The following is a 22,467-nucleotide window of genomic DNA, read 5'->3' on the forward strand; positions in this document are numbered from 1 at the left end:
AGGGCCGCCATTCCCGGTTCGCCCATCGCCATTTCGCCAGGCAACCAGCGATACGCGTTATAGGATGAAGCCGGGAAGACCGGCGGAGCCCGGCATGCGGGGCATAACTTTTAGCGTTCGGCGCTCGCGGAAATCTTTATTGGCCCACCTCGCCGCAGTTCGGATAGCGTTGCGGCAACCAGAGCAAAAAGCCGTATGGGAACACATTCATGCCCTCAGCGCCCGCTGTCATGCCAGCCCCCGAAACCCTGACGCTTCCGGCCATGCTGGATGCCCGCGCAGGCGAGATGGGCTCAAAACCCCTCATCCTGTTCGAGGGCGACGAAAGCTGGACCTATGGCGAGGCCAGGACGCTGGCGCGGCGCACGGCCGCAGGATTGCAGCAACTGGGGATCGCGCGCGGGGAACCGGTGCTCGTCTGGCTTCCGAGCACCAGCGACATCGTCCGCATCCATTTCGGCCTTTGCTACATGGGCGGCATTTTCGTGCCGATCAACCTCGCCCTCAAGGGCAACATGCTGGAGCACATCATCGTCAATTCGCAGGCGAAGACGATCATCTGCCATGCGCAACTCGTGGAGCGCCTCGAACAGGTGAAACTCGGCGCGCTGGAGCGGATCATCGTCGTCGGCGGCACGGTCGAGGAACGGCTGGACCTGACCTATGTCGACAGCGGCACGCTGATCGCCGACGAGGAGCGCTTCTCTGCGCCGGTGCCGCCGATCGCGCCCTGGGAACCGCACGGCATCTTCTACACTTCGGGAACCACGGGGCCGTCGAAGGGCGTCATCACCCCGCATGTGCACACCTCGGTGATGGGCCGTTGCGCGCTGCGCTTCTTCGAGGAGGACGACCGCTTCCTGATCAACCTGCCCTACTACCACCTCGGCGGCGCGCTCGTGCCGCATGCGGTGCTCGTCTTCGGCGCGTCCATGGCGCTCATCAAGGACTTCCGGACACAGACCTTCTGGGACGACGTGCGGCGGACGGGATCGACCTGCTGCTTCCTGCTCGGCGCCGTCTCGACCTTCCTGATGAAGCAGCCGGAACGGCCGGACGACGCCGACAATCCGCTGCGCACCGTCATCCAGCAGCCGCTTCCGAGCTATTCGATCGAATTTTCGAAGCGCTTCGGCGTGGCGCTCTACACCCAGCTCGACATGACGGAGGTCGGCCCCTACATCATGTCGCCGCTGATCACCGACCGTCAGATGCCGAACGGATATTGCGGCCGCCTGGAAAACATCTGGGGCACGTTCGAGGCGCGCCTCGTCGACGAGAACGACATGGAAGTGCCCACCGGCAAGGTCGGCGAACTTGTCGTCCGCTGCGATACGCCGCATGTCATCTCGCCCGGCTACTGGGCGATGCCCGAGGCGACGGCGAAGGCCTGGCGCAACGGCTGGTTTCACACGGGCGACGCGCTGCGCAAGGACGAGGACGGCAACTACTACTTCGTCGACCGGACGAAGGACTCCATCCGCCGCCGGGGCGAGAACATCTCGTCGGCGGAGGTCGAGAACGACCTCCTGAGCCACCCCGACATCGCCGACGCGGCGGCGGTCGCCACCCGCAGCGACCTGGGGGAGGACGAGGTCCTCGTGATCGTGGAGCCGAGGGCCGGGCGCGCGATCGCGCCGGCGGACCTCCTCGCCTACCTCATCCCGCGCATGCCGCACTACATGGTGCCGCGCTACATCCGCGTGGTCGAGAAGATGCCCTACACGGAGACCCACAAGGTGCAGAAGTCGACCCTCCGGGCGGAGGGCATCGAGGCGCCGAACGTGTGGGATCGCGAGGCGGCCGGCTTCCGGATCCGGCGCGAGCTCATCGGCTGATCCGACGTTCGGCCGACGGGCGATCGTCTCCTTCCAGACCTGACTACCGGTGGCACGCGATGAACCGTTCCGACTTTTCGTTCCCGCAGACCCTCGTGGCGCCCTCCCGCGCCCATTCCGTCCTCTGCGCCATGCTCGACAGGCAGGCCACCGCGATCGGCGACAAGACGCTGATGGTCTTCGACGATGGCGAGAGCTGGACCTATGCCCGCACGCAGGCCGAAGCGCGCGCCACGGCGGCAGGGCTGGCCGGCCTTGGCGTCTCCAAGGGCGATACGGTGCTGGTCTGGCTGCCGAACGGCCCGCTGATCTTCAAGCTGCATCTCGCGCTCGGCTATCTTGGCGCCATTTTCGTGCCGATCAACCTCGCCCTTCGCGGCGGCGTGCTGCAGCACATCGTCACCAATTCGGCGGCAAAGCTGATCGTCTGCCACCAGGATCTTCTCGAACGGCTGACGACGATCGCGCTCGGGGCGCTGACGACCGTCGTTCACGTCGGAGGAGAGGGCGATGACCGCCTGGGCCTCGCACAATTGCCGGAGACGGTGCTGACGGGCCTTGCCGCCGACCTCGTCGATGCCGAGGCGAAGCCCTCCGATATTCAGGGGATCTTCTACACGTCGGGCACGACCGGCCCATCCAAAGGCGTCATCTGCCCGTCGCTGCACACCTCCGTCATGGCAAGGGTCGCCCTGCGCTTCCTCGGACCCGACGACCGGTTCCTGATCAACATGCCCTATTTCCACCTCGGCGGCGCGCTAGTGCCGTTCGCGGTAATCGAGCGCGGCGCGTCCATGGCGATGCTGACGCGCTTCCGGACACCGACGTTCTGGGACGACGTGCGGCGCACGGGATCGACGGCCTGCTACATCCTCGATTCCATCCGGACATTCCTGATGAAGCAGCCGCCGACGCCGCGCGATGCCGACAATCCCTTGCGCTTCGTCGTGCAGCAGCCGCTGTCCCACGATTCCGCCGAATTTTCCGCGCGCTTCGACGTGACCATCTTCACCCAGTGGGACATGACCGAGGTCCTGCCGGTCATCCTGTCGGGTCCGGTCTCGCGGACATCGAACCTGCAGAAGGGCTATTGCGGCGAGGCGGCGGTGTTTTCGCCCGCCTGCGAGATCCGCCTGGTCGACGCGGACGATTTCGAGGTGCCGGACGGGGAGCTGGGCGAACTCGTCGTGCGCTGCGACCAGCCCTGGGTGCTGTCGCCGGGCTACTGGCAGATGCCGGAGGCGACCGCCAAGGTCTGGCGCAACGGCTGGTTCCACACGGGCGACATCTTTCGCAGGAACGCGGAAGGCAGCTATTTCTACATAGACCGGATCAAGGACGCGATCCGCCGGCGCGGCGAGAACATCTCCTCCAGCGAGGTGGAAGCCGAGGCGCTCGCCCACGACGACATCGAGCTCGCCGCCGCCGTGGCCGTGCCGAGCGAGCACAGCGAGGACGAGGTTCTGCTGGTCCTCCAGCCGAAACAGGGGCGGTCGGTGGATCCGCGTGCCTGCTTCGATTTCCTCGTGCCAAGGCTGCCCCACTACATGCTGCCGCGCTTCATCCGGATCGTGCGCGAGATGCAGATGACCGAGACGATCAAGATCCGCAAGAACGTGCTGCGCGACGAGGGCGTGACCGCCGAGACCTGGGATCGGGAGGCCGAGGGGATCGTGGTCAAGGCGGCCAGGATCGGCGAAGGCGCACCGCGTATCAAGACACACGACAGAACCGAAAGCGACAGATCATGACACTGAGGACTGCACTCGTCACCGGCGCGGCCGGGGGTATAGGGTCGAGCATCTGCCAGCGGCTGCTGGAGGATGGGTACCGCGTCGCCGGGACCGACATCAATGCCGCCGGCCTCGCCGCGCTCGGCGAGGCGCTCGGCGCGTCCTTCACAGGCTATGCGCGCGACCAGACCCATGCGGATGCCATGGCCCTCCTCGTGGACGAGATCGAGCGCGATCTCGGCCCGGTCGATGCCTTCGTCAACGTGACCGGCTGGACCAACGCGACACGGTTCGAGACGGAAACGCAGGCCTATTGGGAGAAGGTCATCGCGCTGAATTTTACCTCGCTGCTGTTTGCCAGCCAGCCGGTGCTGAAATCGATGATCGCGCGTAAGTCCGGCCGGATGGTCTTCATCGCGTCCGATGCCGGGCGCGTCGGCACGGGGCACGAGGCGGTCTATGCGGCTTGCAAGGGCGCGGTCATCGCCTTCGCCAAGAGCCTGGCGCGGGAGAATGCGCGCCACCTGATCAACGTCAACTGCGTCGCCCCCGGGCCGACCGCGACGACGCTCTTCACCGAGGAGATGCGCGATCACCCGGAGATGGTGGCACGCATGCTCAAGGCCATTCCGTTTCGCCGGGCGGCCGAGCCGTCGGAGCAGGCTTCCGTCGTCAGCTATCTTCTGTCCGACGATGCGAGCTACATCACCGGCCAGGTGCTGAGCGTCAGCGGCGGCCTGACGATGATCTAAGGCGCGAGCGGCGGCCGCGCGGCCGGCCGTCCCGTTGCCGGGCTGAGGGATGTCCATGGATCCAGCGCTCACACACACCCGACAGACGCGAGCCGGCGCGGGTTACGGCGGCATGGTTCTTGTCGTGCTCGCGGGTCTCATCTGGAGCATGGGCGGCGTGCTGGTGCGTGGCACGCAAGGCCTCGACGCCTGGGACTATCTCGGCTGGCGCTCGGCCGGGCTGATCGTCTGCATGGGGCTCGCCTATCCGGCCGGGCCGAGGGCACTGCTGCGGGCCGTGCGGCGGCAGGGGCCGATGGGATGGGGGGCGGCCTTCTCGCTGGCCCTGTCCTCGCTCGCCATCTCGTTTGCCCTCAAGCACACGACCGTGGCCTTCGCCACGTTCCTCGCCTCCATCGCGCCGCTTCTCGCGGTCATCATCATGGCGACCGTCTACAGGGAGAGGATCTCGGCGGGGGCGATCGGCTGCGTCGTGCTGGGCCTCGCCGGCATCGCTATCATGGTGCGCGGCGATTTTTCGGGCGGCCAGCTCGCCGGCAACATCGCGGCCGCGCTGAGCGCACTGGGTTTCGCCAGCTATTCGGTCCTCGTCAACAGGAACCGGGGCGGAGACTGGTTTCCGGCCGTCTGGACCCATGGCTGGATCTGCCTGGCGCTCTGCGCCGTCGCCATCGCCACGATCGGCCGGGGTACCGTCCCCCTGTCGCCGGAGATCGTCCTTCCGATCGTCCATGGCGGCGGGATCATCGCCTTCGGCCTGCTGCTCTACAATCGTGCCGCCCGCCGGGTCGCCCCCTTCACCCTGATCGTCACGGCGCAGGCGGAAACGGTCTTTGCCCCGGTGTGGGGCTTTCTGGTCCTTGGCGAGGTGCCCGGCCTCTCGACCGTCGCCGGAGGTTTCGTCATCATCCTCGCCGTGGTCGCGGCCGGCCTGATGTCCGCCCGGGACACCGCCCCGCTTGCCCTCCCGCCGCTCGCCGGCGACGCAGCCCCGCCCCGCCCCAACCGGAGTGACGACGATGCGCCTGTTTGATCTTCCGACCGTCTACCGGGCCGAGGTCGTCCCCGCATGGATCGACTACAACGGTCACATGACCGAATACAGCTACAACTACGTCTTTGCCGAGGCGGTCACGGCATTCATGGAGGAGATGGACATCGGGTCGGCCTATCTGGCGCGGACCGGCCATACGGCCTACACGGCCGAACACCACGTGACGTTTCGCAGCGAAGTGAAGCTCGGCGCGCGGCTGTCGGTCACCTTCCGCGTGCTCGCCTTCAGCCGCAACAGCATCCAGATGTATGGCGAAATGGACGGCCCGGACGGAAGGATCGCCGCGGCTTACGAAAGCCTGACGCTTCATGTCCGCCAGGGCGAAGGATCGGCGCGGGTCGTGCCCTTTCCTGAGGCGGACATGCCCGTGCTTTCCGAACTCAAGCGGCGCAGCGACCTGCTGGCACCGCCGCGGCTGACGATCGACAAGGTGCGGATCCGGTCGCGCCTGTCCTGACACGACAACCGACTACGGTGGAGAAAGGACACGACCCATGGCGACTGCTCCCGTCTATCCGATCGACGGAGTGCCCTACCGCACGGATGCGGAAGCGGCGGACTGGTTCTCGCGTGGATGCTGGATCGACCGGACGGCAGGCGATGCGCTGAGGGTAGCGGCGGCCACCTGGGGAGACCGGCAGGCGATCGTCGCCCGCGGCACGGCGGTGACCTTCCGGCAGTTCGACGAACGCTCCGAGCGCCTGGCGGCAGCCCTGCTCGAGCTCGGCCTGTCGCCGGGCGACCGGGCGATGTTCCAGATGGGCAACGAGATCGAGACGGCGGTGGCGCTGTTTGCCTGCTACAAGGCGGGGATCGTGCCCGTCTGCTCGGTGCCGCACTACGGCCGGGCGGAAATGGCGGCCCTGGCGCGCCTGACCGGTGCCCGGGCACATCTGGTGCAGGCGGATGCCGGCGGATCGACCGATCTGGTGGCATCCGCGCAAGACCTCAGGGGCGAGGTCGCGAGCCTGTCGAAGACCATCGTCGCGCGGGGCGATCCGGGCGGTCGCGCTCACGGTTATGAGGCGCTCATCGAGGACATGCCGCTGGCGCGGGCGCGCAGCCTCCTTGCCCGGCTTCGGATCAGCAGCCGCGACGTGATGAAATTCCAACTGTCCGGCGGGTCGACCGGGCTTCCCAAGGTGATCCCGCGCTTCCACGCGGAGTATCTCGGCCACGCCCGCGACTGGGCGCTCCAGTTCGGCAAGGACGAGACGTCCGTCTGCCTGTGGTCGCTGCCGATGGTGCACAATGGCGGGCAGGTCTGGGCGCTGTTCCCGACGGTGCTCATCGGATGTATGCTCGTCCTGTCGGGCACCGGCATCGACGAGATCTTCGACGCCATCGCCGCCCATCGCGTCACCCACGGCATGAGCATCGGCCCGATCGCGCCGAAGATCCTCGCGCATCGGAACATCCCCCGGGCGCGGCTCGGCTCGTTGCGGATCTTCGGGACGATGAACCGCGCGGCGGCGCTCGAGGCGGCCCTCGGCATTCCCTGCGCCAATGTCTATGGCCTGACGGAAGGGCTGGTGTCGATCGCACCGCCCCAGGCTCCGGCGGAGCGTCGCCACCAGACGAACGGCACACCGGCCACGCCGCAGAACGACCTGCGCCTCGTTGTCCCCGGAACCGAGCAGGCGGTCGCCGAAGGCGCTGTCGGCGAGCTCTGCTTTCGCGGCCCCTCGTCGCTCACCGGCTATGTCGGCGATCCGGCCGCCACCGCCAGGGCGCTGACCGCCGACGGTTATGTGCGCACCGGCGATCTCTTCCGCCTGTCCGTCAGGGACGGCGAGCGCTGGCTGGTGTTCCAGGGCCGCGACAAGGACAATATCGACCGGGGCGGGGAAAAGTTCGGCGTCGAGGATATCGAGGTGCTGATCGGGCTTCACCCCAGCGTCGCGGACGGGCGCGTCGTCGCGATGCCGGACCCGATCATGGGCGAGCGGGCCTGCGCCTTCCTCGTGCTCAAGCCGGGCGCGCGGGCGCCCGACATCGCCGAACTCGGCGCGTTCCTGCTGTCGCACGGGCTGGCGACGTTCAAGCGCCCCGAACGCATCGAGGTGATCGACCAGCAGCCGGTGACCGGGGTCGGCAAGCTGGACCGCGCCGCGCTGCGCGCCCGGATCGCCGAAACGCTTTCGCGCGAGCAGCATGCCGGAACGCAGCGATAACCAAAGACGAAGCATCGGGGCCGCAAACGGTATTGGGCCGCCTTCGACAACGCCCCTACCATCAGCGTGAAGGACGCCGGCCACCGGCGCGGCTATCGAAAGAGAAGGCGATGATCGAGCGCAAAGAGCCACCCTACGACCTGACGCTTCCCTATCGGGATATCCTCTACACGGTCGCCGACCGCATCGCGACGATCGCCATCAATCGTCCGAAAACGCTGAATTCGATCAACCAACACACGATCTACGAGCTCGAACACGCGCTCTTTACGGCCGAACGCGACCGGGACGTCGGCGTCATCGTGCTGACCGGCGTCGGAGACCGGGCATTCAGCTCAGGCGGCGACGTGAACTGGGAACACGAGGAAGGTTCCGAGAAGGAGCACTACGACCTGAACCGGATGGTGGTCGACTGCTCCAAGCCGATCATCGCCCGCGTCAACGGCTACGCCATCGGCGGCGGCAACCATCTCGCCTATTTCTGCGACATCACGATTGCTGCCGAACACGCGATCTTCGGCCAGAATGGACCCCGGATCGGCTCGCCGGCGGGCGGCTACATGGTCTCGCACGCCGCCAATATCCTCGGCCACAAGCGGGCGCGGGAAATGTGGCTGCTGTGCCGCCGCTACAGCGCCCGGCAGATGCTGGACTGGGGCCTGGTAAACGCTGTCGTGCCGAAGGAGCAGCTGGACGCGGAGGTGCGCAAATGGGCCGACGAGCTGCTCACCATCTCGCCGACCTGCCTGAAGATCGTCAAGGCATCCATGCGCAACCACATGGATCACATCATGAAATCCGAGATGCACGACATCATTCGGCAGGTGGCGCCCGATTATTTCGACACCGGCGAACAGAAGGAAGGCACGGCCGCCTTTCTGGAGAAGCGCAAGGCCAATTTCGATCCGTTCCGGTAGGACGCCGGGCGCAGGGGATCGAGAGACATGCAGGAGAGGACAATGGACAGGAAAATCGCACTGGTGACGGGTGCCGCCGGCGGAATCGGCACCGCCATCTGCAGGCGCCTCGTCGCCGACGGCTACCGAGTGGCCGCGACCGATCTCGATCAGGCGGGACTTGAGGCCCTGAAGGCGGATCTGGGCGACGGCGCCGTCGTCTACCCCGCCGACCAGACCGACGAGGCCGCCATGGTGGCGCTCGTCGGCAAGATCGAGGCCGAACTCGGCCCCATCGAGGCCTTCGTCAACGTCACGGGCTGGACCCATGCAACGCGCTTCGAGACGGAAGACAGCGCCTACTGGTCCAAGGTTGTCGCGATCAACTACATGGCGCTTCTATACACGGTCCAGCCGGTGCTGAAGCGCATGATCAGCCGCAAGCGCGGCGCGATGGTGTTCATCGCGTCAGATGCCGGGAAGGTGGGCACGGCGACCGAGGCGGTCTATGCGGGCGCGAAGGGGGCCGTCATCGCCTTTGCCAAGAGCATCGCCCGCGAGAATGCGCGCCACACCATCAACATCAACTGCGTGGCGCCGGGGCCGACGGAAACGCCGCTCTACGTGGCGGAGGAAAAGGAAAATCCCGAGATCATCGCACGGATGCTGAAGGCCATTCCGTTCCGCCGCCCCGCTCAGCCCGCCGACCAGGCCTCCGCCGTCAGCTTCCTCCTGTCGAAGGATGCGTCCTATGTCACCGGCCAGACGCTCAGTGTCAGCGGCGGCCTGACGATGATCTGAGGGGACGGAAATGGCGGTGAAACTGACCATAGACGGGCGCGTGGCGACGATCCTCATCGATCGGCAGGAGCGGCGCAACGCGCTCGACAACGCCGCCCTTGAGGCGCTGATCGATGCGACGGAGACCCTGCGCCGGAGCGGGGTGGTGGCCGCGGTCGTCTCCGGTGCCGGCGACCGGGCCTTCTCAGCCGGGTCCGATCTGAAGGCGCTCGCCACCTATCCGCCGGCGGAGGTGGCGCACCACACCTATCTGTTCCAGAAATGCACCCAGGCGCTGGACGCGCTCAACGTCGCGACCATCGCCGCGATCGAGGGGTTCTGCCTTGGCGGCGGCCTCGAACTGGCGCTGACCTGCGACTACCGCGTGTCGAGCGCGGCCTCGACCTTCGGATTTCCGGAAATCCGGCTGAACGCCGTCCCGTCCGGCGGCGGGACGTTCCGGGCGGTGCGCGCCATGGGCCTCACCCGCGCCCGAGAGATGCTCCTCTTCGGCGGCAGGATCGACGCGGAGACCGCCCTGCAGCGCAACCTGGTGAGCGAGATCGTCGCGCCCGGCACGGCCCATGCGCGCGCCATGGAACTGGCTGAGGCACTCGCCGCGCAGGTCGCTCCGCTGACGATCGCCCTCGTCAAGGGCGCCATTCTCGGCGGGGTCGAAGCGAGCGCGAGCGCCGGCAACGCGCTTGCCTATTTCGCCGACCTCGCCGTCAGCCAGTCCGGGGACTACCGGCAGGGCATCATGGGGTTCGCCGAGAAGACGAAGGCCTGAGGGCTATAACCTCCGCCGGCTCCGGCGTTTCTGTAACAGTATAGGACGCACGCCGCGCACGGCGCTAGCCTCGCTTGAAACCCGAGGCCATGGCGAAGGACGAAGACCGACAGGCCGCAAAGGCTGCAGTGCTTCCGACGACATGATCCGGGATACCAACGCTCCGAAAGGAAACGGAGCCGGCGCCTTTCTCTGGAAGGCGCCACAACAAAGGGGGAACTCAGATGAAGCCTATCGATGGAACGGGTCTGCCTGCAACCGCCGGCCTGAACAGGCGCGACATGCTGCGGGCAACGACGGCGGCCGGCCTGCTGCTGCCCTTTGCCGGCTCGCTGATCCTTCCCGCCGGCGTCGCGCGGGCGCAGGAACCCCAGCGGGGCGGACGCATCCGGGTGGCGACCAACGACGCCTCCCCGGCCGACATGATGGATCCGGCCCGCCAGGACACCTTCACCGATGGCCTTCGTTCCTACTTCGTCTATGAGAAGCTGACCGAGATCGATCACACCGGCGCCATCGTGCCTCAGCTTGCGACCAACTGGTCGTCGAGTGCCGCCGGCGATGTCTGGACGTTCGAACTGCGCAAGGGCGTGACGTTCCACGACGGCAGGCCGTTCACCGCCGCCGACGTCATCTACACCTACAAGCGCATCCTCGATCCGGCGACGGCATCGACCGGGCGGGACTACATCACCGACATCGTCGCGATGAAGAACGAGGGCGACCACCGGCTCGTCATCGAGCTTTCGGGCGCGAACTCGGAGTTCCCCACGCGCGTGGCGATGCGCTACCTCGCGATCACCTTCGACGGCGCCGCCGATTTCCCCAAGGACGCGATCGGCACAGGTCCCTGGAAGCTCGGCGAATTCCAGCCCGGCATCGTCGCGAATTTCATCCGGAACGAAACCTACTGGCGCCCGGGCCTGCCCTATATCGACGAGATCGAGAGCTTCGGCATCGGCGACGAGGCGGCGCGCCTCAATGCCCTCCTGTCCGGCGAGGCGGACGTGATCCAGGGCGTGAATGCCAAGGCGGTCGCCCGCCTCAACCAGAGTGGCGTCGCCGAGGCGCTCATCTCCAAGGGCGGGGCAATGGCGACCTTCTCGATGCGGGCGGACACCGCGCCCTACACGAATGTCGATATCCGCAAGGCGCTCAAGCATTCCTTCGATCGCCAGAAGTTTCTCGACCTCGCCTTCGACGGCGTCGGCATGATCGGAAGCGACCATCCGGTGCCTCCGGGCGACCCGATGTACGACGAAAGCTTTCCCGTGCCGGCGGCGGACCCGGATCTGGTCAAGTCGCTGCTCGCCAAGGCCGGCGCCAGCGACATGGTCTTCGAAATCCACACGTCGGATGCCAATTACGGCGGCTCCAACGCGGCGATCGTGCTCGGCGAGCTGATGAATGCAGGCGGCGCCAAGGTCAAGGTGACGCGCCATCCGGCCGACGGCTACTGGACCGCCGTCTACATGAAGGTGCCCTTCTCGGCCTCGTCCTGGACGGTCCGGCCGACCGCGATCACGCGCATCGAGTCCGGCTGGATCTCGGGCGCCGCCTATAACGAGGGCTTCTGGTCCGATCCCCGCGTCGACCAGAATGTCCGTCTCGCGCGGCAGGAACTCGACGACGCCAAGCGCAAGGCGCTGCTGGCAGGCGCCCAGGAGATCATCGCCAACGAAGGTCCTTCCATCATCCCGATCTTCGTGCCATGGATCGACGGTGTCTCGACGCGCGTCCAGAACCTCAAGGCGCATCCGCTGCTGTTCACCGGCGCCGGACAGTGGGCGGAGGTCTGGCTGAACGCCTGAGCGCATGCCCCGCCCGACGCGAGAGCGTCCCGGCGCGGGGCAATGCTCCAAACGTCAGGCGGGGCCGTCAACGGGGGCGGAGCATGTCCGTTCCGACGGGAGACATGTTCCCGTTCGGGCCGCTCGGGGGCCTTGGCTGCGGCGGCGTGCCGCCGGGCCGATTTCATGGAGACTGTCATGCTGTCAATGGTGGCGCGGCGCATCCTCTTTGCGTTGCTGGCCGTGCTCGCAACGTCGCTGATCGTGTTCTCGGTGACGGAAGTCCTGCCCGGCGATGTCGCCGAGATCATCCTCGGCCAGGGCGCCACGGCCGAGCGCGTCGAGATCCTGCGCGAACAGCTGGGTCTGAACGCGCCGGCGACGGAACGGTATCTCGCCTGGCTCGGCAATCTCGTCACGGGCGACCTCGGCCGCTCGCTGGCGACGCGCGCGGACGTGCTGCAGACGATCTCTCCACGCTTCTGGAACACGGTCGTCCTTGCCGGCTATTCGGCGATCGTCACCATTCCCCTCGCCATCCTGCTCGGCATTCTCTGCGCCGCCCACCCGAACGGCATGCTCGACCGGAGCTTTTCCGCCATCAGCATCTTTCTCGTTTCAATTCCGGAATTCGTCGTCGGTCTCGTGCTCGTCCTCCTGTTCGCGATCACCGTCAAATGGTTCCCGTCGATCGTGGTGCGGCCCAGCTGGGGATCGCCCTCGATGCTGCTGTGGCAGCTGTTCCTTCCCATGCTGACGCTGCTCTGCTCGATCCTTGCCCATACGGTGCGGATGACGCGGGCGGCGCTTCTGGATGCGCTGTCCATGCCCTATGTCGAAATGGCCCTGCTCAAGGGCCTGCCGCGCCGCAAGGTCATCCTTAAGCACGCCCTGCCGAACGCCATCGCGCCGATTGCCAGCGTCATCGCGCTGAACCTCGGCTACCTGATCAGCGGCGTCGCGCTGGTCGAGGTGGTGTTCGCCTATCCGGGGCTCGGGCGGCTGATGATCGATTCCATCGCCTATCGCGACCTGCCGCTGATCCAGGCGACGGCGATGATCTTCTGTCTCCTGTTCATCTTCTTCAATCTCCTGGCCGACATCGCCGCCGTGCTGCTCAGCCCGCGACGGGAGCGGACGCCATGACCTCGCAAGGATCCATGTCCCGCCACCGGATCATGCCCCTTTCCGCTCTCCTCGCCGTCCTGACGATCGCCCTGATCGTCGCGGCGGCGCTCCTCGCGCCGTGGATCGCGACGAACCCGCCGCAGGCGATGATCGGCGACGCCTTCGCCGCGCCGGGGGGAACGCTGCTGGGAACCGACGTGCTCGGGCGGGACCTGTTCAGCCGCATCGTCCACGGCGCCCGCCTGACGCTGCTGATCGCGGTCAGCGCGACCGTGATCGGCTTTGCCGTCGGCACCCTCTGGGCTTTTGTGGCGGCCGAGCTCGACGGCTGGTTCAACGAGGCGACCGAGTGGCTCGTGAACATCCTCCTCTCCTTTCCGCCCCTGATGCTGGGCCTGCTGCTCGTCTCCGCGCTTTCGAACAGCCTGCCGATGCTGATCGGCGCGATTGCCGCCATCCAGGTGCCGCGCGTCGTGCGCGTGGCAAGAGCGGTGGCGCAGAACGTCATCGGCCTGCAATTCGTGGAGGTGGCGCGCGCACGCGGCGAGCGTCTTCCCTACATTCTCTTGCGGGAGGTGCTGCCGAACTGCCTCCGGCCGCTCGCGGCCGAATTCGGACTGCGCCTGACCTATTCGACCCTCTTCATCAGCGGCCTGAGCTTCCTGGGCCTCGGCGTCCAGCCCCCGGACGCCGACTGGGGCGGCCTGGTGCGCGAGAACATGTCGGCGATGCAGATCGGAGCATGGATGCCCGTGCTCGCGCCGGCGATGGCGATCGGCGCCTTCGCGGTCTCGCTCAACGTGCTGATCGACTGGATCGACAGCCGCTCGTCGACAAGGATCGGATAGGTGACCGTGCCGCTGCTTAAGATACGCAACCTGACCGTGGAGGCCTTCTTTCCCGAGGAGGGCTGGCGCCCGGTGATCACCGGTTTCAACCTCTCGGTCGGGCGCGGCGAGGTGGTGGCGCTGATCGGCGAATCCGGCGGCGGCAAGACGACGATCGGGCTTTGCGCATTGGGCTATGCGCGGCCCGGCATGCGGATCGCGTCCGGGGAGGTGCTCTTTGAGGGCGACGACATCCTGCGCTATTCGACCGATCAGCTCCAGCAGTTTCGCGGCGGCAAGGTCGCCTATGTCGCCCAGAGCGCCGCCGCCGCCCTGAACCCGGCGCTGAAGGTCGGCCGGCAGATCGAGGAGGGATTGCGCCAGCACAGGGTCTCCTCCAGGGCGGAGGCCGGGCGACGGGCCGTCGATCTTCTGCGCCGCCTCAATCTCCCCGACCCGGAAAACCTCGTGAACCGCTATCCGCACGAGTTGAGCGGCGGCCAGCAGCAGCGCGTCATGACGGCCATGGCGATGGCGTGCGACCCGGCCCTGATCGTGTTCGACGAACCGACCACGGCGCTCGATGTGACGACGCAGGTCCAGGTGCTGAAATCGATCAAGGACACGATCCGCACGGCCGATGCCAGCGCGCTCTATGTCAGCCACGACCTGGCGGTGGTCTCGCAGGTCGCCACCCGGATCGTGGTGCTGCGAAACGGCGCCATCGTCGAGCAGGGACCGACATTCGACGTGCTCCACAGGCCGGCCGAGGACTATACCCGTCTCCTTCTCGATGCCGTCAGGACCGTGCCGGAGGCGCCCATCGGCGAAACGTCCGTCCCGGGGCCTTGCGTCCCGGAGGCTGCCGAGCCCGCGCTCGTCTCGGTGCGCGGCATCGAGGCGACCTATCAGAAGACCGGCTTCCTGGCGAAGCGCCGGGCGCTCACGAACGTGCTCCACGGCGTCGACATCGAGATCCGGCGCAGCGAGATCCTGGCGATCGTCGGGGAATCCGGCAGCGGGAAGAGCACGCTCGCCCGCATCATCGCGGGGCTTCATGCGCCGACGAAGGGCTCCGTCGCCTATGCGGGCGAGACCTTGCCGGCCCGCGTCTCCGGCCGCAGCCTCGACATGCTGCGCCGGATCCAGATCGTGTTCCAGTCGCCCGAACAGGCGCTCAATCCGCGCCTGTCGGTCGGGCAGGCGGTAGGTCGCCCGCTGGCATTCTACTTCCGCATGGGCGGGCGGGAGAAGATGCTGCGGGTTCGCGAACTGCTGGACATGGTCGGCCTGCCGGCGCGGGTGGAGGAAAAATCGCCGCGCGAACTCTCGGGCGGGCAGAGGCAGCGTGTCGCGATCGCCAGGGCACTCGCGGCAAGGCCCGACATCATCCTGTGCGACGAGTTCCTGTCCGCGCTCGACACCGTGGTCGCCGCCAGGATCACGGAACTGATGGAACGCCTGCGCGACCAGCTCGGCACGGCCTTCGTCTTCATCTCTCACGACCTCGCCACCGTGGCCGAGATCGCCGATCGCGTCATCGTGCTGAAGGACGGACGGGTGGTGGACGCCGGCTCGACGACGCGGATCTTCAACGAGGATGTCGACCGCTACACCGATCTCCTGATCCGTTCGGTGCCGCAGCTTCGTCCCGGCTGGCTGGAAGAGACGCTGGCCGCCGGCCCCGCCAAGGCCTGAGCGACCCGCCAAGGCCTGAGCGCCCGCCTGGAGCCGATCGTCCCGCTGGCGCGGTCAGGCCCGGGCGGAAACGCGTCAGACCGCGCGCAGCAGGCTCGACCGGGACATGAGATCGTTCATCGTCTTCTTCAGCGTCGTCAGGAAGAGGTCGCTGACCACAGACTGGGGGCGCTCCGGCGGCAGGATCATGCAGGGCTTGATCTCGCGGATCGGCCGGAAGGGCAGGACCTTCACATCGCCCGGCTGCGCGGAAATCAGCGGGAAGGGATCGACCAGGGCGACGCCGTCGAGGCTTTTTACCAGCGCGCAGGCAACCAGCGTCTGGTTGACGATCAGGGTGCGCGGGAAACTGACCTTGCATTCCTCGAAGGCGCTGCGGATCATGGTGCCCGACAGCGTGTCGTCGGCAAAGGTGATCAGCTCCTGTCCGGCCAGATGGGCGGGGGTGACGAATTCCAGTTCGGCGAGCGGGTTGTCGGCCCGTACCACGCAGCCGATCTGGGCGTGGCAGAGCGGGATCGTCTCGAAATAATCCTCGCCGAACTGGACGTCGACCAGCCCGATATCCGCCTGGTTGTTGGAGACCTCCTGCATGACGACGCTTGTGGACAGGGACAGGATCTCGATGGCGACCTTGGGGTGTTCGCGCCGGAACCGCGCCACGGCCTCCGGCAGGATCGTCGCGGCAAGCGTCGGAACGGCGGCGAGCACGATGCGGCCCACCTGTCCGTGCTTCACCTCGTTCGCCATGTGCTCGATCGACCGCAGCATGCCGAACAGGCGCTCCACCTCCGGCATGAGGAGCTGCGCGTCAGGGGTCGGATAGAGTTTTCCCTTGATCCGCTCGAAGAGAACGACCCCGAGCCGGGTCTCGAGGAGCTGCAGCGACTTGGTCAGGGCAGGCTGGGAAACGTTGAGGATCCGCGAGGCGCCGGAGACCGTTCCCATCTGCATGATTGTACGGAAAACCGCAAGATATCGAACATTTAGCATGGCCGGAGCCTATATCGGATTCCACCCGAGGTCAAAGCGTCGAGCCGCCCGGGCAGGCGGTGGAAACATAGCCGCGACGCCGATGCCGGCGCAGGAAATACTATTGGTCCGCGCGCGTGGCCCTTCCTAGACTGGGCGCGAAGCCAAGGCAGTTCCCCCTGCTTTTCCGCCCGCAGAAGGACCGCGACCATGGATGAAACCTCACGCAGCGTTCACCTTGAGATCCGTGGAACCGTGGCAATCGTCACCATCGACAGCCCGCCGGTCAATGCGCTGTCGAATGCCGTGCGGAGGGATCTCAAGGCGGTTCTCGACACGGTGGCCGGCCGCGGCGACCTGACCTTCCTCGTTCTTCACGGTGCGCGGACGTCGTTCGTCGCCGGGGCCGACATCCGGGAGATGGACCTGCCGGCTGAGGCCCCGAGCCTGCCGGAGGTGGTGCAGGCGCTGGACCGGCTGGCGATCCCCACCCTTGCGGCGATCACAGGTGCCTGCCTCGGCGGCGGCCTGGAGATCGCCATGGCCTGCGATGCCCGCATCGCCACGGCTGACGCCCGGCTCGGCCTGCCGGAGACGACGCTCGGGATCGTTCCCGGCGCCGGCGGGACGCAACGCCTTCCCCGGCTCGTCGGCCCGCGCATGGCGGCCGAGATGATCGGTTCCGCCCGTCTGCTGACCGGCGCCGAAGCGCGCGATGGCGGCCTGGTCGACCTCCTCGATCCGTCGCCGCTCGCCGCAGCCCTGACATATGGTCTCGGCCTCGGCAAGCGGCGCGTCTCGGATCTTCCTTGCATGGCCGACGATTCGGAAGCGTTCGCGGAAACGGTCGCGGCGCTCAAGGCCCGCCATCGTCGTTCGGTGGCGGCGACGACCGCGATCGACCTTGTGGTGGCGTCGACGAAGGTGCCGTTCGAGGAGGCCGTCGCCCGGGAGCGGGCCGCCTTTCTGACGCTCAAGGACTCGGACACCGCACGCGCGCTGCGCTACGCCTTCCTCGCCGAGCGCGGCACCGGCGCCGGAATGGCGAAGTGGGACATGGCGTCGCTGCGACAGGTCGGCGTGGTCGGCGGTGGAACCATGGGCACGGGCATCGCCCTCGCCTTCGGCCTTGCCGGCGTTTCGACGACCGTGATCGAACGCGACGACGCCTCCTGCGCGGCCGCGCGGACCCGTTTCGCCGACCAGCTCGCGATCCTCGTCGGCAAGGGCAGGGTGACGCAGGTCCGGTCGCTCGAGATCCTCGGCGCGACCGAAGTCTCGACCGACTGGCAGGCGCTTAGACCCTGCGGGCTGGTGGTGGAGGCCGTCTACGAGGACGCGGCCGTGAAGAAGGAGGCGCTTGCCGGCATCGTCCGTCACATCACCGATGACGCGCTCGTTGCCACCAACACGTCCTATCTCGACCTCGACGCGCTCGCGGGCGCCGTCGGCACGCCGTCCCGCTTCGTCGGGCTCCACTTCTTCGCGCCGGCCCATGTCATGAAGCTGGTCGAGATCGTTCCGGCCGCGGCGACATCGCGCGGGACGATCGAGGCGGCGATGGCGATCGTCCGGCGCCTGTCGAAGACGCCGGTGCTTTCCGGCAACCGCGAAGGCTTCATCGGCAACCGCATCTTCGACGCCTATCGCAGGCATATGGAATATCTGCTGGAGGACGGCGCCGATCCCGACCGCATCGACGGGGCGCTGGAGGCCTATGGATTTGCCATGGGCCCATTCGCGGTCTTCGACCTGTCGGGGCTCGACATCGCCTGGGCGATGCGCAAGCGGAAGGCCGCGACCCGCGACCCGCGCGAGCGTTATGTAAGGATCGCCGACCGGCTCTGCGAGGCAGGCGATTTCGGCAGGAAAACCGGGCAAGGCTGGTACGACTATTCTGGAACCGAGCGGCGGTTGAGCGCACGCGCCGCCGCCGTCATCGACGAGGAGCGCGCGGCCCGGGGGATCGAACGGCGTCCCTTCACCGATGAGGAGATCGTCGCGCGGGCCCTCTCGGTCATGGCGAACGAGGGCGCGGCCCTGCTGGCGGAAGGCGTGGCGGCGTCCGTCTCCGACATCGACGTGGTCATGATCAGCGGCTACGGCTTTCCGCGCGCCAAAGGCGGCCCCATGTATGCCGCGGACCGGACGGGCCTTTCCCGGGTGGTGGACGAGATGGAGGCGGCGATCCGGGCGGGCGGCGGCGTCGGCGAGGTCGCGCCGCTTCTGAGAAAGCTCGCAGACACCGGCGAACCCCTCGCCTCCCTGCCACGCCGCGCGCCGTCGGCGGACCGATAACCTCGAAGCGGCGGCCTGCTCAGCGAAGGCTATTGGATTTCGACGCCAACGGGCGATAGCGTTCCCGGCAACTGCAATCGTGGGAAACAACATGAGATTAGCCAATCGTGTCGCGCTGGTCAGTGGCGCCGGCGGCCCCATGGGCGCCGCCGTGGCGAAGCGTTTCGCCGAGGAGGGTGCCTCCCTCATCCTCACGGACATTTCCGCCACCCGCCTCAACGCGGCGGTCGAGAGCATCGGCCCCGGCATGGCGCCGGGCACGAAGCTTTTCAGCCAGCGCGGCAGCGTGCTCGTGCGCGAGGAGGCGGCCCGGCTGGTCGAGGACGGCGTCGCCGAGGTGGGGCCGGTCGACATCCTGATCAACATTGTCGGCGGCATTCGCAGCCAGCAGATGTTCGAGCCCTTCCTCACCATGACGGAGGAGCGTTTCGACGCCACCTTCGCGCTCAATCTCAAGGGGAATTTCCACCTGACCCAGCTGGTGGCGCCGGGCATGCTGGAGCGCAAATACGGGCGCATCGTCAACGTCTCCTCGATCATCTTCGCCGGAGCGGCCGGACAGGTGGACTACGGCGCGGCAAAGGCGGCCGTCGCCTCGATGACGCGCAGCCTGGCGCTCGAATTCGCGCCGCATGTCACGGTCAACTGCATCGCGCCGGCGACGATCCGCACCTCCGTGATCGATCGCCTGTCGCAGGAAGAGCAGGACCAGTGGAGCAGTGTCATGGCGATGAAGCGCTTCGGCGAGCCGCGCGAGATCGCCAATGCCGTGCTGTTCCTGGCGAGCGAGGAAGCCTCCTACATCACGGGCGACGTGCTGCCGGTCTCCGGCGGCACATGGCCGGCGCTCTAGGACACGTCCGGTGAGCACCTATTCCCCAAACGTGCTCTTTCCTTCTGTTTTTGCCCCGTTGTGCGATGCCGAAGCGATCCCGCTTCGGCGGAACATGCTCTAGGATCCGCTGCCATGGCCACCCCTCCCCTGCTTGCCGGCGTGAAGGTTCTGGAACTCGGCCAGTATGTTCCCGCCCCTTACGCGGCGCTCAGCCTTGCGGATCTCGGCGCCGACGTCATCAAGATCGAGCCGCCGGCGGGCGATCCGATGCGTGAGGTCGGGCGGGTGCGCCAAGGGCCGGTCTCCGTCTCCTACGAAACGATGAACGGCGGCAAGAGCGTGCTGCGCCTCGACCTGAAGACGGCGCCGGCCCGGGCGGTCGCGCGCGACCTCGTCGCCCGCGCCGACGTGCTGATCGAATCCTACAGGCCCGGCGTTCTCGACCGGCTGGGGCTCGACCGGGAGACGCTGCAGCGGATCAATCCGCGCCTCGTGCACTGTGCGATCACCGGCTTTGGCCAGAACGGACCCCTGGCCCAGGCGGCGGGTCACGACCTGACCTACATGGCGACCGGCGGGGGGCTCGGCCTGTCGGGTACGGCGGCCGCGCCCGTCATGACGCGTCCGCCCGTCTCCGATTTCGCCGCCGGCCTCCAGGCCGGAATGACGGTGTTGGCCGGGCTCCTCAGGCGCGAGACGACCGGCCGGGGCTGCTACATCGACATCGCCATGAGCGACGTCGTTCTCGCCTGGCAGGGCCCCACGCTTTCCGAAGCGCTCGGCGCCGAGGGGGCGGTGGCACGGGGCGTCGATCCGGAAACGGGCGGCCTCGCCTGCTACAATCTCTACCGGGTGGCCTGCGGGACGTTCGTGACGCTCGCGGCCGAGGAGGATCGTTTCTGGCAGCGCTTCTGCGCCGCCGTCGGCCGTCCGGATCTCATGGGCCGCAATGCGGACCCGGCACCGCAGACGGAGCTGATCGCGCTGCTCGGCGCGCTCTTCTCGACCCGCGAGGCTGCGGCGTGGGAGGCGCTGCTGGCGCCGGCCGACTGCTGCTTCCAGCGCGTCCTGATGCCCGACGAGGTTGTCGCCTTCCCGCAGTTCGCCGATCGCGCGATGATCTCGCGGCGCGGCGCGGTGGTGGATGTCAACCGTCCGAGCTGGATCGACGGGGCACCGCCGGCCCCGCGCCGGGGATTCGTCGAATACGCGATGGCGGACGCAGCGGCGCTGTGGAGATAGCCTCGCCTCATAACATTGCGCAGGCGCGCGACCGATCAAAGGATATTGGCCGGGCGCTGCCATCATTGCTTAGATCTGACATCGGAAATGCCCGGTCGCCGCCGCGATCGACACGGAAAGCATCTTGGAGCCGAACATGACCATTCAAAGCCGCGACTACTGGTTCGAGCGGGCGCAGGGCCTGAAGATCGAAGGGCGGGCCTATATCGACGGCCGCTACGTCGCGAGCGTGACGGGCGAGACGTTCCGGAGCGTCAATCCCGCCAACGGCCTCGGCTTCGTCGACGTCGCCTCCTGCGACGTCCGTGACGTCGACATCGCGGTCGGGGCCGCCCGGCGCGCCTTCGACGGCTGGGCCCGGATGGCGCCGGCCGACAGGAAGAAGATCCTGCTGAGGTTCGCCGAGCTCATCCTGGCGAACCGCGACGAGCTGGCGCTTCTCGAGACGCTCAATGTCGGCAAGCCGATCACGAACACGACGACCGGCGACATCCCGAGTGCCGCCAACTGCATCGCCTGGTCGGCGGAGGCGATCGACAAGATCTACGGCGAGGTGGCGCCGGGGGCCTGGGACATGACCACGCTGGTCGTGCGCGAACCCCTCGGCGTGGTCGCGGCCGTCGTTCCCTGGAACTATCCGATGTCGATGTCGGCCTGGAAGATCGGCCCCGCGCTTGCAACCGGCAACTGCATGATCCTGAAACCGGCGGAACAGTCGCCGCTCAGCGCCATCCGCCTCGCGGCGCTCGCCACCGAGGCGGGGGTTCCCGACGGGGTGTTCAACGTCATCCCGGGCTTCGGCCATACCGCCGGCAAAGCGCTGGGGCTGCATGCCGACGTCGACTGCATCACATTCACCGGCTCCACCGAGGTCGGGAAATACTTCCTCCAGTATTCGGCCCAGTCCAACGCCAAGCGCGTCAGCCTCGAACTCGGCGGCAAGAGCCCGCACATCGTGCTGGCGGATTGCAGCGACCTCGACGGCGCGGCCAAGGCGGTCGCGGCGGGAATTTTCGCCAATGCCGGCCAGGTCTGCAATGCCGGATCGCGGCTGATCGTCGAGGAGGGCATCCGCGATGCGTTCCTGGAGCGCGTCGTCTCCATCGCCAAGGCGCTGTCGCCCGGCGATCCGCTCGATCCTGCGACCCGTCTCGGGCCGCTGGTCGACGACACCCAGCTCGGCCGCGTCCTCGACTATATCGATATCGGCCAGAAGGAAGGCGCCCGGCTCGTCGCCGGCGGCGCCCGGACCCTACTGGACAGCAACGGCTACTATCTCTCCCCGACCGTGTTCGACGGCGTCTCCAACAGCATGCGCATCGCCCAGGAGGAGATCTTCGGCCCGGTGCTCTGCGCGCTGACCGTCAGGGATTTCGACGAGGCGATCTCGGTCGCCAACGACACGATCTATGGCCTGGCGGCCGCCGTCTGGACGGACGACATCCGCAAGGCGCACCGGGCGGCCAAGTCGCTTCGCGCCGGGGTCGTGTGGGTCAACTGCTTCGACAAGGGCAGCATGTCGGCCCCCTTCGGCGGCTTCAAGCAGTCCGGCTTCGGTCGCGACAAGTCCCTGCACGCGCTTGAGAAATACACCGATCTCAAGTCGATCTGGATCGCTCACTAGCACCGCCCGAGGCACGACGACATCCTGGACATTTTT

At 67.2% G+C, this 22,467-nt stretch carries 18 protein-coding genes; 17 read left to right on the plus strand and 1 reads right to left on the minus strand.

Going from position 1 to position 22,467, the window contains the following annotated elements; translation table 11 throughout:
- Positions 1-209 precede the first annotated feature (209 nt).
- From ACEVQ6_RS09595 to ACEVQ6_RS09655, 13 genes are all read left to right on the plus strand, one after another.
- Positions 210-1,838: an AMP-binding protein gene (locus tag ACEVQ6_RS09595; protein WP_374888726.1), complete on the plus strand. Its 1,629-nt coding sequence runs from the start codon at positions 210-212 to the stop codon at positions 1,836-1,838.
- A 59-nt stretch (positions 1,839-1,897) separates the two neighbouring features.
- Complete coding sequence (locus ACEVQ6_RS09600) at positions 1,898-3,589, plus strand: AMP-binding protein (protein ID WP_374888727.1); 1,692 nt, start codon at positions 1,898-1,900, stop codon at positions 3,587-3,589.
- The gene (locus ACEVQ6_RS09605; RefSeq protein ID WP_374888728.1) at positions 3,586-4,323 is read left to right on the plus strand and encodes an SDR family NAD(P)-dependent oxidoreductase; all 738 of its coding nucleotides are present in this window, start codon (positions 3,586-3,588) and stop codon (positions 4,321-4,323) included. Before ACEVQ6_RS09600 ends, ACEVQ6_RS09605 begins: the two co-directional genes overlap by 4 nt.
- A gap of 112 nt (positions 4,324-4,435) precedes the next feature.
- Positions 4,436-5,356: a DMT family transporter gene (locus tag ACEVQ6_RS09610; RefSeq protein WP_374888729.1), complete on the plus strand. Its 921-nt coding sequence runs from the start codon at positions 4,436-4,438 to the stop codon at positions 5,354-5,356.
- A complete protein-coding gene (locus tag ACEVQ6_RS09615; protein WP_374888730.1) occupies positions 5,343-5,834 on the plus strand; it encodes a thioesterase family protein in 492 nt (163 codons plus the stop codon). The genes ACEVQ6_RS09610 and ACEVQ6_RS09615 overlap by 14 nt, the downstream gene beginning before the upstream one ends.
- Positions 5,835-5,871: 37 nt before the next feature.
- Positions 5,872-7,551 (plus strand): AMP-binding protein, encoded by a 1,680-nt coding sequence (locus ACEVQ6_RS09620; protein WP_374888731.1) that lies wholly within the window; start codon positions 5,872-5,874, stop codon positions 7,549-7,551.
- 110 nt (positions 7,552-7,661) lie between these two features.
- Positions 7,662-8,468, plus strand: a complete 807-nt coding sequence (locus tag ACEVQ6_RS09625) for an enoyl-CoA hydratase-related protein (protein ID WP_374888732.1) — start codon at positions 7,662-7,664, stop codon at positions 8,466-8,468.
- Between the two features lie 42 nt (positions 8,469-8,510).
- Positions 8,511-9,248, plus strand: a complete 738-nt coding sequence (locus ACEVQ6_RS09630; RefSeq protein ID WP_374888733.1) for an SDR family NAD(P)-dependent oxidoreductase — start codon at positions 8,511-8,513, stop codon at positions 9,246-9,248.
- A gap of 16 nt (positions 9,249-9,264) precedes the next feature.
- On the plus strand, positions 9,265-10,017 hold the full coding sequence (locus tag ACEVQ6_RS09635) for an enoyl-CoA hydratase/isomerase family protein (RefSeq protein ID WP_374888734.1): 753 nt from the start codon (positions 9,265-9,267) through the stop codon (positions 10,015-10,017).
- 224 nt (positions 10,018-10,241) lie between these two features.
- A complete protein-coding gene (locus tag ACEVQ6_RS09640) occupies positions 10,242-11,828 on the plus strand; it encodes an ABC transporter substrate-binding protein (RefSeq protein WP_374888735.1) in 1,587 nt (528 codons plus the stop codon).
- A 177-nt stretch (positions 11,829-12,005) separates the two neighbouring features.
- Positions 12,006-12,953 (plus strand): ABC transporter permease, encoded by a 948-nt coding sequence (locus tag ACEVQ6_RS09645; RefSeq protein WP_374888737.1) that lies wholly within the window; start codon positions 12,006-12,008, stop codon positions 12,951-12,953.
- Positions 12,950-13,783, plus strand: a complete 834-nt coding sequence (locus ACEVQ6_RS09650; RefSeq protein WP_374888738.1) for an ABC transporter permease — start codon at positions 12,950-12,952, stop codon at positions 13,781-13,783. The genes ACEVQ6_RS09645 and ACEVQ6_RS09650 overlap by 4 nt, the downstream gene beginning before the upstream one ends.
- Before the next feature lie 6 nt (positions 13,784-13,789).
- The gene (locus ACEVQ6_RS09655) at positions 13,790-15,460 is read left to right on the plus strand and encodes an ABC transporter ATP-binding protein (protein ID WP_374888740.1); all 1,671 of its coding nucleotides are present in this window, start codon (positions 13,790-13,792) and stop codon (positions 15,458-15,460) included.
- Between the two features lie 75 nt (positions 15,461-15,535).
- Here ACEVQ6_RS09655 and ACEVQ6_RS09660 read toward each other — a convergent pair whose 3' ends face one another.
- Complete coding sequence (locus ACEVQ6_RS09660) at positions 15,536-16,453, minus strand: LysR family transcriptional regulator (RefSeq protein WP_374888742.1); 918 nt, start codon at positions 16,451-16,453, stop codon at positions 15,536-15,538.
- Between the two features lie 189 nt (positions 16,454-16,642).
- Here ACEVQ6_RS09660 and ACEVQ6_RS09665 point away from each other — a divergent pair, with 189 nt between their 5' ends.
- The 4 genes from ACEVQ6_RS09665 to ACEVQ6_RS09680 all read left to right on the plus strand — a co-directional run bounded on the left by ACEVQ6_RS09665 (position 16,643) and on the right by ACEVQ6_RS09680 (position 22,431).
- Positions 16,643-18,730, plus strand: a complete 2,088-nt coding sequence (locus ACEVQ6_RS09665; protein WP_374888743.1) for a 3-hydroxyacyl-CoA dehydrogenase NAD-binding domain-containing protein — start codon at positions 16,643-16,645, stop codon at positions 18,728-18,730.
- A 91-nt stretch (positions 18,731-18,821) separates the two neighbouring features.
- Complete coding sequence (locus tag ACEVQ6_RS09670; protein ID WP_374888745.1) at positions 18,822-19,583, plus strand: SDR family NAD(P)-dependent oxidoreductase; 762 nt, start codon at positions 18,822-18,824, stop codon at positions 19,581-19,583.
- 114 nt (positions 19,584-19,697) lie between these two features.
- The gene (locus ACEVQ6_RS09675; RefSeq protein WP_374888746.1) at positions 19,698-20,807 is read left to right on the plus strand and encodes a CaiB/BaiF CoA transferase family protein; all 1,110 of its coding nucleotides are present in this window, start codon (positions 19,698-19,700) and stop codon (positions 20,805-20,807) included.
- A 136-nt stretch (positions 20,808-20,943) separates the two neighbouring features.
- Positions 20,944-22,431, plus strand: coding sequence for an aldehyde dehydrogenase (locus ACEVQ6_RS09680; protein ID WP_374888747.1), 1,488 nt, complete (start codon positions 20,944-20,946; stop codon positions 22,429-22,431).
- Positions 22,432-22,467: the final 36 nt, after the last annotated feature.

Origin of the sequence: Ensifer soli (assembly GCF_041928815.1) — a bacterium.
In the GTDB taxonomy this organism is placed as follows: Bacteria; Pseudomonadota; Alphaproteobacteria; order Rhizobiales; family Rhizobiaceae; genus JBHFEI01.